Origin of the sequence: Belliella marina (assembly GCF_042682445.1) — a bacterium.
GTDB lineage: Bacteria > Bacteroidota > Bacteroidia > Cytophagales > Cyclobacteriaceae > Belliella > Belliella marina.
Map to the genome: position 1 here is coordinate 1 of NZ_JBHUHR010000016.1, position 13,050 is coordinate 13,050.

Here is a 13,050-nt window from a genome sequence, read left to right on the forward strand (position 1 = left end):
GTTCGTATATAAGCTAAACAGAAGGTATTTCGGTGAAAAATTATTCGACAGATTAATTATTGCAGCAATTCAACACTACGTGTAAGATTGTGGGGAGTCATATAATTTTATTCTCAAACACAAATATTTCATTTGATAAAGGATCATCATTGGTTTTTAAAAAGGAATTTTCAATTCCTGCTTCAACATTCAAAATTAGCTGAAAAAGTAGCTTTAAAGCTTCTCGCAGGTCAAGGGCTTCATTTATATCTACATTTTTCTTAAATAAAACGGATATTTTAGGTATTGGATTAATATTTGCGCTATTAACTTCTTGAAGTGGGTAACTAATTGAATGACCTAAGGATATTTTGTAATTATCAGAATCGAAAAAAATAATCTCTTGAGGTATTTTAATACTTACATCTAATTCAAAACTATCGCTTTTCTTTTTTCTAACAGATACAGGTCTCAAATCAGCCCAATCCTCTAAATATTGATTTTTACAGGTTAAACCTACTATTATTTTTTCATCACAACTGATGTGATCCCCTTTCAAAAATACTTCGGCAATTAATCCTATTTTAGAAATACCTGTACCAGTCCTTGATGATTCTAATTTAACATTATAAACTGTGAAGGGCTTGCCATCTTCTAATTTGCCAAATAAGTACTTGATAGGTTCATGAAAATTTAAATCCCTAAAAGAGCGTTTAAAAATTTGTAGATTTTCCCAACACTCAATCATAATAGGTTCTCCATTTTGTACAGAAACTGTACATGGACTTTGTTTCTTAGGATTTTCCGGTTCCCATATGTAAGCTCTATAAAAATTATCTTGTTTAAATGTTGAGTTTTTCATTCGTTTAGACCTTCTAAAATTGCAATAAACTCTTTTTCTAAAGCCTCAGCATTTGAACCGAAATGGGCTTGCCTGTGATGATTTGCGCAAAGTGCAATTACATTTTCCAGCTTATCAGATCCTTGAGAGGCTAATGAAATTATATGATGCGTTTCTAAATAGGATTCACCATTCTTTAATTTGAAACCTAACTCACCACAGTATTCACACTTACCATTTGCTCTATTTAAAACATATTTCCTTACTTTCTGATCTCTTTTGAAAACAAAACCTTTTGAGAATGCTCGGTCAGCAAATTCCTTCCCTAATGGAGGAATTTCAAGATCTAGTAGCCCATGTGATTCAATTTTTGACTTGTTTTTTCTAGCAGCCTTTAAATATGATATCTTTTCTGTTTTTTTTCCATAAATCTTTGACCCTCTTCTTGATAATTTCAGCTGTATCAAAAAAGATTCCTCAACAAATTTAATACTCCTAGGAGATTCTGAAACGTCTACTGCATGCACTATTATTCCTAAAGCTTCATAGTTATTGTCAATTGCGAGGTCTAAAGCTCTTTTTTGATCAAAGTATCCATTTCTTCTATATTTTTCTTCATCATCATGAAGTATCCAAATCCCATCTTTTTCTTCATCATCCCATAGGGTAAAAACTGTTGTTTTAATAGCATCATTTTTAGCACACCATGCCCATCTTGAATTTTTTGGAAAAACATTGAGGTCTTTAAAAATTTGAGATCTAGTTTTTTTCATTTCTTTAAAAATTTAATTTTCAATAAAGTTTCAGTTGGAATCATTGTAGCGATATCTGAGATATCTCCGATTTTTATTTTTATCGGCTCTTTTGAACTTGAATTAATCACAAAGCGAAATTCGTTTTGGTATTTAAATTCTTCTCTTTTGGAAAATGGATTAAGTGAAAGTGGTATAGTAGGAGTTTTATAATAAGATGCTAGACCGTATTTAATTTCATGTTTTGCTATTTTCAGAACCTTTTCTACAAATTCACGAGGTTTAATTAATAGGGCATAATCCCCGAATTCTAATATTTTTTTGTCAAAATGCATTTGCTCCTGCCAAAATTCATTGGTCACCACATACATTGAATAAAGATGACTTATATCAGTATCTTCATTGATTTTTGCATTTTTAAATCTTATGCCTTGACTTTCAAGAGTTGGGATTCTGAAGTTTGGTAAAGGGCTAAATTTTAGACCTTCTGCAAAATCACCTCTTAGGTGATCGCCTGAATCATTTTTTCTGAAAAACTCAATTGTATTAAAATAAACTTCGCCTGACCTAAGAAGCTTTTCCATATACTCCTTTTTACCAATCTTTATCAAATATCGAACAGTTATATTCACCCTTCACCCCCTTCCTCTATCTTAATCTCCTTCTCAGTAAACCCATAAAGTTCATAAACCAATGGTCTATATTCTTAGTTAAACTCCCGATTCTTCCTTGAATAAAACAATCATTTACACAAGGTGACAAAATTGATACCTCAGTTTCACTTAAAACACTATTGATTTTTCCGTAATAAAAACCCAAGTTAAAAGTAAAACTAACGCTTTCATCATAGGAATTCCATTTGCTTTTCTGAATATTCAAACATTGGAAAATGTCATTCACCTTTCTATTAAAATGAAGTCCTTTTTTCTTGAACTCCAAATTTTTCAATGCAGGAGCAATTGTGAATTTAAGTAAATCATCAAACTGTTGTTTTAATTTTGCTTCTTGCATTGTTGGTTTTTTTACGCTTGATGGTAACGAGTCTCTTTAAACCATAGTGGCGGATATTTCCCTATTCCCAAACATAACCATTCAGATCTTAATGTAAAATACCAACTACAGGGTATTTTTCACTGAAAAAACTTTTTATTTTCAACACAAACCGCCTAATGCGGGCAGGACGACGGAGATCCGGGCCTGCCTCCCGATTACAGGACGGCCTGCCTCACTTTTCGGGAGGTCACTGGGAACTAGGCTACAATTAGTCTGACAAAATGTATCCGACTGCATAATAAGAGCTTCCGCAATAAGTGGAACAGGCTGTATGAAATGCCCAAGCATTCGTGAATACAATTAAAAACAAACCTAACATGAACAATCGAGAGGTTCATTCCGATTTTTGGGAGTTTGTGAGAGGTTTAGGGGTATGATTCTCCTTTGCTACACTTTGCAATAACTTTTAAACCTTGCTGATTAGTTTATATATTTCTGGTAACCTATGTTTGAAATAGTCTGGTACTTGATCAATCATGAGTACCATTTCTCCTTTTTCAACTTGCAAAATATTGGTATACACATCATTTTGTTTTGAATTATCCACGAACAAAACATTGTCAAAAAAATTATAATGTAAGTTTACATTTTTGTAGCCAGCTTTCCATTTTAGCTCAATGGTTTTATTATCAACAAAATGACCTTTAAATTCTGTCCGTACTTGAATCCTGTGTTTGGCAACATCTTGGTCAGCTAGGCAAAAGAAAATTAAATTTAGCTTATAGCCATTTTCTTTAAACTTTTGCGGCCAAAAAATGGGGTATGAATCAAAATTAGTCTCGTAACAAAAATCCTTTTTTTTTGAAATAGATTCTTCAATTATAGTTTCAAATTCCTTTGAGGTCTGATCTTTAGCAAATTTTTCTCTCAATTCGCTATCGGGAAGGCTGTTGTAATGCTCCAAAAATATCCTGTCATAATCGAAAGAGATTAATCCCTCGGGTAAAAATGATGTGGCAAAAGTTGACTTGCCCGCACCATTGCATCCCGAAATTACTATCAAATTAGGCATTGGTTTTTAGGGCACTCATAAGCTCTTTACTTAATTTACCCTCTTTTTTTCGAATTTGAAACAACTCTTCTCTAGGAATAACTTGACTATTCAGGATATTCCTAGCTTTACTCATTTGTTGAGCAACATTGATTCCCGTTATTAATTTTTCTTTACACATACTACAAAGTAACAAATATTCCCGCAAATTTATTCAATTAAAACATAACTTTCAATCTCTCTGAGCTTTCTGCCTTTTCATAAAACTTGGAATGATAAACCAAGTGTTTTCCGGACCACACAAGGCAGCTCGATAAGACCACTTCCACCGCCTGGAAACAGTCAGGTTGATAGGGTTCAACCCCGAAATCGGACAAACTATGCACCGGAATTTCCCACTCCCTCTTGATCCTCGCGTAGGATCTAAGAAATCAAAGGTTAATCCAAGACATGATAGAAGATCAAATCCCCAGAAAATGGGTAGGGGATGCTATACACAAACCAAAGCAAAACCACCTAAATACAACCAAAAACTAAAACAACCACTTCCCAAAATCCACAAGTTAGCATACTATTCCACCTAGCAAACCCTTCACCCTGCGGATGTACGCCGCGTCCACAAGTGAGTCAACCCGCCTCCCGGAGGGCAGGCAGCCACGTATCGCGAAGAATTTCTGGATCCTGAAAGATCTTTACATCAATCAGGGCTTTCGGCTAGTGGGCTAAATGTTATAGGCTGCTTTTCTTTTCATTCATTTGATTCTTCCCTTTATTTTATCTTTTGAGCCAATCTTGAGCCCATCGTGAGCCAACTGAGCCAACTATGAGCCAACTCCTAGTTTGTAAACTGCACTCGACCCCTTTGTCCCAATATTTTTCAATAGCCCCTTATCTTCTAACTCTTTAATGTCTCTCGTAGCTGTTGCTTTTGAAACATCAGCTATCTCCTGATATTTAGAATTAGTAATTTCCCCATATTTTTTGGTGTAAAGGATCGCTTCAACCTGTCTTTCCTGTAGCCCATTTTTCTTCAATTGATCTTCGGTAAATCGGTCTTTGAATATCGTGCTTAGGAATCCTCCTTGTTCTTCTTTCTTTCCATTAGTTAGCTTATTAAATCAACCTTATTAATGCGGTAAAATTGCATTTAGGTCTTGCTCTAGCCAAATAAATAGCTTTATAGCAGCCTTAAACTTTTTTATAACTGACTACCATTTATTTTTCCAGCTAAAAATTCAATGACTCTATAGTGAAATTTGAAATCCAAAGGAAGTCCATTTAAAATCGAATTAGAAAGTGAATTGGGAATAACTAGCCAAGTTGGGTTTCCACTAGAAAAAGGATTTCCACCATTTCCCCAAAACCATCTCATCCCTAAGCATGGTTCTCTATTCCAGTCCATAGCTACAATTGCCCATCTTTCGTTTAAATCTTTATAAACAACTTTATAGGGACCGCCGATAGAAGTCTTTGGCGAGTTTATGGATAAAATATTATTATCATTTTTAAGGTCCAAGTTTTTTCCAGACATTAGTTTTTATTTAAGTATAATTTCTTTTTTAAGTGTAATTAATATTAGTTTTTAAATTTCAAAATTCGATCAAGTATTTTAAAAAGATTAAAATACCCAAACTCAATTTACAGATTTACTTTTTCGCCTCTAAACTAACCTTAACTTTTTTTGTCATCACAAATAAGTAATCCATAATCTACTTCAACCACAGATCTACACCACGGTCACACACCAGCCACTATTCCTATAATTATAGGAACTAAGATAGATAAATGCATCAATCAGGTTTTTTTGCAAGGGCTTTTCTCCGGTGGGCTAAATGTTGTAGCGAGTTTTTTATTCAATTTTAATTTTTTATAGTCCAAGTCGTACAGTTCAAAAGACCACCATAAAGTCCGATTTCATTGTAATTAATCGTTTCAATTTTCCTGTTTGGAAAAATCTCCTTGAACTTGTCATAAACTTCTTGGTCTTTGTTTTTTTCTGTTTCAAATATTGGAATCACAATCAGATTTTCAACTTCCAAATAGTTTACATAGCAACCAATCGCATGGTCAGGGTAATTCTTTTCTTTGTGCTCAAGAAACGGAATGTCAATATATTCAATTCCTTTTTCGTTCAGGATTTTATTAATACCGTTCTTCCAATATTTATACTCTTGTTCTCGGTTATTTCCAAGTAATGTGTTGCGGTCAACAAATCGAACCATTCCGTCTGCATGACCTGTCATATCAGATTTTATTTGCGGAATAACAATTATCTCAACTTCAAGAAGTTTTTCAATTTCAGCAATCAGTTTGTTTTTACTTAAATATTCTGGGTTCTCGTCAAAAACTCGGCTAGTAATAATTGCTCTATCTGACCAATTCACAACATTGCCACCGTCAAAGTTGATTTTGGAAAATTGAGCTTTAATTTTGTTGGCTTTGCAAACTTCTTTTGGGTCTGATTGAAGTTCTAATTCGTCTTTTAGGTAAGAAGGTTCATAACGGAATTGTACAAACTTTCCCTTTTCAATCTGAATAGGCATGTAGTCTCTGCACCAAATGTCTTTTGTCCCTTTTAAGAAATCATACTTTATTGAATTCTTTTCGAGAAGTTCAATTAAAACATTGCAGGTCTTCGTAAATCGCTCGTCTGACCTCAGTTTTTCAGAAAAATAAACTGTATTTGTTTCTTTACTAGTTTCCATTCAAAAGAAAATTTGTCCATTCAGTTTGTTTGTCTTCTCGGTAAAATCTGGCTGGAGTGGTTAAAGCATGAAAAGCAATTCCTTTGTTATTTAAATGCTTTTGTATCTCTGAAAGCTGCTTTTTCATATTCGGAATATCAGAGAAGGTTTTTCTTGTAAAGCAAACCCTTTTCAAATTTGGGAGTGTGTCAATTAGTGAAATGATGTTTTTCCACCGAGTTACTTTGTTGTCGATGTAGCCGTCATAATAATTGGCTTCTTGACCTTCTTCAACTTGAATTTCTTCTATCAAGTCGGTAAGGTCAATTTTATACTCCCTAATAAAGTCTAACTTTTCCTGTTTGGAAGCACCTTTTAAATCAGCCTTTCCAAAAGCTGTCGGAAGAAGTCTCCATAAATAGTTTCTGCTTCTTCCATAGAAGAATTCAGCGTCATTGTCCGCAGTTTCAGGGTTGAAAGTTCCAATTACCAGCGTTTCTGTCTTTGAATTAATTTGATGGCCTAAAAACCTATGCTGAACTATTATCATATCGTTTCTTCAAATGCACTATAACTGTCTTACTCTTTAGGATTTTCAGTTACTCCCCAGTTTAAATAGTTTGCTGGTTTCTATTTGCCTATAACAGTTTGCTCTCTGCAACTTATTACGTATAGCATGCCATATGGCATGCTATACGTATAAGTGTTGCTGATATTTCCCAATTACCAAACATAACCATTCCGATCTTAACATAAAATACCAACTACAGGGTATTTTTCAAGGTAAAAACAAAAAATGCCCCGATAAAGAGGCTTTTGAAAAGTATACGGCGATAATAACAACTTTTTACCTTCCTCTTCTACTACAAACCGCCTGATGCGGGCGGGGCGACGGAGATCCGGGCTTGCCTCCCGATTACAGGACGGCTTGTCTCACTTTATGGGAGGATTTCCTCCTTTTTTGGGAGGCCGGCGGTGGCATTGTGGGCAGATAGGATATCTCCGTCTTGATTTTTTGGTTACTTTTTGCATCAAGGCAAAAAGTAAAAGGCATCCGACTATTCCACCTGGCAAACCCTTCACACTGCGGATGTACGTCGCGGCGCACAAGTCAGTCAACAGCCACTAGCATCCCGATCACTATCGGCGACCCTGATAGATTTTTTCTCCTATCAGGGCTTTTTTGCAAGGGCTTTTCTCTAGTGGGCTAAATGTTACGCGCAGCATCAAATTTGTTTTATGTAAATTATCAAATCACCTAGAAGTTTATTTAGTGCAATAATTATTTCCTCCAGTTTATAAGTGGTAAACATCATTTCTTTTTCCAGATTGTTATTTTTGAAGCCGTAGCTAAAAACTAAAGGATCAAGCTCACCTATATAGTTATGAATTTCGGAATTAAAAAAAGAGTGCTTATAAGTATTTGAAATGTTATTAATAATTTTTAGAAAATCTAAGTGATTTGTTTTTATGTTTATTAAGAATTCTTTAGATCCAATTAAATGTCCTATTGATTCAATTTTAATATGTGTTGGATATTCCTTTTTTATCTTTAAATACTCTAAAACATAAATCATAGCAATTATCTCGTCTAAAGTCTTTCTAATCCAATAAATTATCTGCTCAGTCAAAAACTTTTGTTTATAAAATAAAGGTGTCTTTAAATATGCATTTTCTATTGCGTCCTTGGATAACTCAGTATTTATTAGATTGAAATCCTTATATAAATCGTGAATCAAAATATTTACATTGTCAATTCGCTGAATTATTTCGAACCACTTTAAATTAAAATTAGAAAATTTAGAGTCAGGAAATTCCCTTATTATATTATCAATATGAAGAGAGTGTTCATTGACTTTTTGAATATTTATTTTTGGTGCGATTTTCATGATATTGTAAAGTCAAGACATTATTCACAATCCTGAATTATTTGCTTTTTTGATTTGAAAATATTCATATGCTAACGTAAATAGGCAACTTTTTTCATTATCCCACTCGAAACTAAAGCACTGGTTCCCAGTAGGGTTCTCCTCTTGTCCTGAGCAAAACGCAAAATATTTACATTGATTTTCATCTTGAAGGATCCTTTCTAACAATAACTTTTTGCCTACTAACTCAATTAATTCTTGAGAACTATCAGGGAAATAATTTTTCCCGGTTGTTGTTCGAATGTTTGGTGATTTATAAATATTAAACAGTTTGCAAAGTTTTTGATATTTATTTGTTGATGAATCTGTTATAATTTCAGCAAATCCATTCTCTTTACCACAATTAATTTCTTTAATATTACAAAAAATTGTATCAAAATAGCGCATCTCTGAAATCATGGATGCCGACATTATTTCATTAAGTCTGTCAATAGCAAAAGTCTTAGCATGATTTACTGATTTAAAAGTCCTTCCTGATATGGTAATTTGCAGGGAATCTTTGATGTTGTTATATAGTTCAATAGGTGACAATGCACTATAGTAGCTTTCATTATTCTTAATTTCTTCCAAGAGTTTATAGAATTGAAGTCCACTATTTATAGATGACGATAGAGCCAAATATGATAAAAGAATGATTTTTATTGGTTCCTCAAGTAATTTTGGATATAAGTTTTTGCAGACTATAGAAATCACATCATATGGTAAAAAAGGATGCTCAGCATTATTATCAAAGATTAATTGGAAATAATGAGCCATTCCTTCTTTAACACATAGATTTCCAAAGTCTACAGTCTTTATGCAATGTTTCCCTTTGTAAAACAAGACTTTGACTGTCTCTCCATCTATTTCAAGCTTTGAATCATCAAAATCAATAGTTGTGTCGGAATATGATTGACCAAAATATTTGTCAAATTTCGCTTTATTTTCAGCTATTTTATTTGGAAGTTGGAATGTCTCTTTTGAAAAACAATTAGTTGAAGCTTGCTTTAAAACTTCATTGTATAAACTAAAGAAATGTTGAGAATTGGAAATACCCATTAAAGTATCTATGTTTTGTATATAATGTAGATATTCATGAGCAAGTGTACCTAGGTCTTTGTTATCCAAATCCTCGAACTTTTCTGTAAAATCTCCTTCTAAGTAAATAGAAAAAAATGCTGGATAGTATTCTCCTCGAAATTCTAATTCTGTTTCCATAGTATTTGTATATTAAAATATTCAATTTTAAAAAAGCGCCATTTAAAAAGCTTTTAAGAATTATATGTTGATTATTGAGATTTTTTTCTTCTATTTTAGAAAGGAAGCTGTCTTGTGCGATTTCATAATACGAACTTCCGCAAAGATTTGGATAAAGTTTAAACCTTAACTCTATTCTAGAATACTTATCTCCTTATAATGGGGACAAGTATTTAAATGATAAATGTTGGCTTCTGATTTACTTAATCTGAAGATATATTCATTTATTCAGCTAAAAAATCATTCAATAATTTGTCAATGTTTGATGTTAAGTCATTTGATATTTCTGGACCATTAGATATTTCACTTATTATTATTTCTAATAGCTTTTTGAAATATTCTTCCTTCAGCATCATTTTTTTGTACTTTTCAATGCTATGCTTTGAATGTGAATGATAATATTTATTTATGTTATCTAATATGGTTTCAAAGGGTTTTATAACATTGTCAATCATTTCTGGCTGATCAACCTCATACCCAAATTCTTGTTCATTAAAAACTTGTTGAGTTAATTGCACATATCTTCTTCGTTGCTTTTTTGATATGTCTTTAATGTCTGTTAACCGATTCATGCTATCGAAAATTGTTTTTACTTTTTCATGCAATCCTAAGCTATCTAATATAGGTAAGTATTCATTTGTGATCGATTTAGGATCTATTTTAAATTCTAAAAGAGACATATGGTTAATGAATTTTGATGGATTGAATAAATGCCATGAAATTAGTTCTTGCCTCTTAAATTTTTGCTTGAAAGCCGATCTAAATGGGGTGAATGACTTATCCCAAGTTAAAAAGAATGGCTCGTCCTGATGAATTTCCTTATTAGCTAAGTGACAAACCATTAATGCATCATTTGACATTGTATAATGAGATTTCGAAGAAAGCTTATATCTTCGATCTTTAATGATTCCATCTAATACAGTTACCGCTGTCTCTTTGTCTTCATAAAAAGGAAGGGTAGATACACTTATGTTCAATTCATCTAATAATAATGAACTAATGTTCGAGGAAATTATTTTTTCGCAATCAGCCTCTAATGCATCATCTTCGGTTATAAGTAACCAATTTTCAAGAAAATCTGAGAATGATTGATGGTCAGCTTCTAAAAGATCATTTGAATGTAAGTATTCATAAAATTCGTAAAAAACGTTTGTCGAAAGTTTGTGCTTAGTTGTACCTTCAAATGGTATAAGTAATAAAGCCATTCTTAATTGATAAGCAACTTCACTTAAATAATATCTTGAGAATCTAAATTCTATATTTGGGTTTGATTTTTGAAACTTCAGCAACTCATCTACAATCCTAAAATAAACATTGTCATATTCACAATTTGACAAATAACCAGTGCACAAGGCGTGCAATATCAATTGGGTATCCAAATAAACCAATCGCTTCTGTTTTCTAATATAATTTTCGAAATGAACAGGATTTGTTAAGTTACCAATCACTGTACTAGCACTTAGCCGAAGAATGAAATCGCTTTCTTCACATAGCTTCAATAAATCTTTAACTAAATTGATAGAATCCTTTTCATTTAATAATGTCCTAATGAATAGTAAAAATCCTTCTAATATACTATCTTCATTGTCATAGCTATCTTCATCACATATTTCTTTAATATCTATATTGTAATTAACCACAAAAAAATCCTTAAGCTTTTCTAAAATTTTATCAGAGTGCTCTTTTACTCCATAAAGTTCAATAATGTCTGAGTAATACAGTAGAAATAATTCTTTGTTATCATTGAAAAGACTTTGAACTTTAACTAATCTTTTTTGTTCACCAGATGACAGATTTAACTCTTCTGTGTCTTTATTATATTCTATTTTTTTTTTGGTTCTTAATTTCTCTATCGAACGTCTAAAAAAATCAGAGGTAAGTGAATAATCTAAATATTCTTCTAACCCTTCTTTAATAGTTTTTTGAGGCAACTTACCTGAGTCTAATAATTTATGAAGAATGTATGACTCAATAATCTGAGTTTTAATTTCAGTTGTACTGTTTCCGAAACTTATAAAATCAAAAAGTATCTTATTTTCACCTCCGTTTAAAACTTTTTTAGATGAGTCCAAATCGTGAGATGAATCTACTAGGATGTCAATTTGTTTCGAATATTTAAGAACAGTGTAGATATACACAACAAGTAAATCTTTGACATAAGTAAGTGTTTCTAAATCACTGAATTCAGGTGAGTTGTGAACTTTATTTCTTACTAAATATGTATTACAAATTTCATAAAGATATTCGCTTTCATGTTTAAATGAATCTAGGTTTGATTCTTTTAATTGAGGATAATCATCTTTGTTTTGTTGAGTACTCAAAGCAGTATTGATGTCTATTCTCTTTAATACTGGAATTAACGTTAGTTTGTCTAAATCACGAAAGCTATGCGATTTACAAATCAATAATATTTTTTTATAAAAGGGTTCCAAACAATCTGCTAAAAGTCTTAACGATGGCAACTCACCTTTTTTGTCAAGCAATGAATCTTGCAAGGCTGGTACCATAATTTTCGAAAGTCCATCTAATTCAGGTTCCCCTGACTTATAAAGAATAATTTTTCTGAATAACAGAATTCCCTTAGCAATTTCATCTTCAGTAAAATTAGGATCACCAGATGTTAAGGGTTTTCGGACTGCAGAATGTATTTTTAATTTTATATCTTCCCAAGAAATCATAGGGTCTTTTTTATTTTTGGTTATAATAGATTGGCCGAAGAGACTATTGCCTTATTTATGTCAAATGCCATTTGATACTCATAATAATTGAGGGCTTTTTACAGTTGTCAAAAATAACTATTCATTCTATAGCAAAAAATACCAACTACAGGGTATTTTTCACAAAAAAATTTTTATTTTAAAGACTAACCACCTGATGCGGGCGGGACGTCGGAGATTCGGGCCGGCGGTGGCATTGTGGGCAGATAGGATATCTCCGTCTTGACTTTTTTGTTACTTTTTGTGTTAAGACAAAAAGTAAAAAGCATCCTAAACACACATTCCCCCACCAAACAAAAAAAAACTGATCATGGTATTTTTACTGATAAATTAGCCATCTAATCAGTCTATTTATTTAGTACTTCTCATTTTTTCATACTGTATAAGCGCATTTTCATCAGTTATTTCTTCATACATGCTAACAAATTCAGAAAACGACATATTAAATGAATTCAAAATCACAAATAAAGTTGAGAGCTTGATTAATGATTTACAATTTAAAAGTTCTGAAATTGTTGCTTTTCTTAGGTCTGTATTAAATGCTAACTCTTGAGCTTCAAAGTTTAAACCTTTAGGAATTCGATGGTTTTGATCTTCTAATTGCATCTTCTTTTTTGCATCTTCCGCTATTTTAGTTTGCAAGAAAATAGAGATTTTGCCTTTTATTATTCGTGGATCCTCGTTTACCATAGATACAAGGAAAAAAAATTAATTTTTTTGTAGTTACGGTATAGCGTATTTAAGATTTATTTATTAGATTAGCAGAATATGACTCTCCCTAATCATGCACGTAGCCAAATATTCTTTGACAGGTAGTGTCAACTAATTTAATAAATGGATAAGATTGGTTTTCTTGTGACAAATTACAA

The 13,050-nt window shown here is 32.3% G+C and carries 13 protein-coding genes; all 13 read right to left on the reverse strand.

Annotated features, from left to right (window positions below):
• Positions 1-97: 97 nt before the first annotated feature.
• On the reverse strand, positions 98-841 hold the full coding sequence (locus ACFSKL_RS06780; RefSeq protein ID WP_376884694.1) for an ApeA N-terminal domain 1-containing protein: 744 nt from the start codon (positions 839-841) through the stop codon (positions 98-100).
• Positions 838-1,593: an HNH endonuclease gene (locus ACFSKL_RS06785; protein ID WP_376884696.1), complete on the reverse strand. Its 756-nt coding sequence runs from the start codon at positions 1,591-1,593 to the stop codon at positions 838-840. Before ACFSKL_RS06785 ends, ACFSKL_RS06780 begins: the two co-directional genes overlap by 4 nt.
• A complete protein-coding gene (locus tag ACFSKL_RS06790; RefSeq protein WP_376884699.1) occupies positions 1,590-2,156 on the reverse strand; it encodes a hypothetical protein in 567 nt (188 codons plus the stop codon). Before ACFSKL_RS06790 ends, ACFSKL_RS06785 begins: the two co-directional genes overlap by 4 nt.
• Positions 2,157-2,220: 64 nt before the next feature.
• Positions 2,221-2,583 carry a DUF4304 domain-containing protein gene (locus tag ACFSKL_RS06795; RefSeq protein WP_376884701.1) on the reverse strand — a complete coding sequence of 121 codons (363 nt, stop codon included), beginning with the start codon at positions 2,581-2,583 and terminating at the stop codon, positions 2,221-2,223.
• 448 nt (positions 2,584-3,031) lie between these two features.
• Positions 3,032-3,637: a zeta toxin family protein gene (locus tag ACFSKL_RS06800; protein ID WP_376884703.1), complete on the reverse strand. Its 606-nt coding sequence runs from the start codon at positions 3,635-3,637 to the stop codon at positions 3,032-3,034.
• A gap of 800 nt (positions 3,638-4,437) precedes the next feature.
• Positions 4,438-4,650 (reverse strand): DeoR family transcriptional regulator, encoded by a 213-nt coding sequence (locus ACFSKL_RS06805; protein WP_376884706.1) that lies wholly within the window; start codon positions 4,648-4,650, stop codon positions 4,438-4,440.
• A 164-nt stretch (positions 4,651-4,814) separates the two neighbouring features.
• Positions 4,815-5,147 (reverse strand): hypothetical protein, encoded by a 333-nt coding sequence (locus ACFSKL_RS06810; protein ID WP_376884708.1) that lies wholly within the window; start codon positions 5,145-5,147, stop codon positions 4,815-4,817.
• 328 nt (positions 5,148-5,475) lie between these two features.
• The gene (locus ACFSKL_RS06815; RefSeq protein ID WP_376884710.1) at positions 5,476-6,321 is read right to left on the reverse strand and encodes an agmatine deiminase family protein; all 846 of its coding nucleotides are present in this window, start codon (positions 6,319-6,321) and stop codon (positions 5,476-5,478) included.
• Positions 6,311-6,850, reverse strand: coding sequence for a uracil-DNA glycosylase family protein (locus ACFSKL_RS06820; protein ID WP_376884712.1), 540 nt, complete (start codon positions 6,848-6,850; stop codon positions 6,311-6,313). Before ACFSKL_RS06820 ends, ACFSKL_RS06815 begins: the two co-directional genes overlap by 11 nt.
• 676 nt (positions 6,851-7,526) lie before the next feature.
• Complete coding sequence (locus tag ACFSKL_RS06825; RefSeq protein WP_376884714.1) at positions 7,527-8,189, reverse strand: hypothetical protein; 663 nt, start codon at positions 8,187-8,189, stop codon at positions 7,527-7,529.
• A 24-nt stretch (positions 8,190-8,213) separates the two neighbouring features.
• Positions 8,214-9,425, reverse strand: coding sequence for a hypothetical protein (locus ACFSKL_RS06830; RefSeq protein WP_376884715.1), 1,212 nt, complete (start codon positions 9,423-9,425; stop codon positions 8,214-8,216).
• Positions 9,426-9,688: 263 nt separating this feature from the next.
• On the reverse strand, positions 9,689-12,142 hold the full coding sequence (locus tag ACFSKL_RS06835; RefSeq protein WP_376884717.1) for a hypothetical protein: 2,454 nt from the start codon (positions 12,140-12,142) through the stop codon (positions 9,689-9,691).
• Positions 12,143-12,532: 390 nt separating this feature from the next.
• Positions 12,533-12,823, reverse strand: coding sequence for a hypothetical protein (locus ACFSKL_RS06840; RefSeq protein ID WP_376884719.1), 291 nt, complete (start codon positions 12,821-12,823; stop codon positions 12,533-12,535).
• Positions 12,824-13,050: the final 227 nt, after the last annotated feature.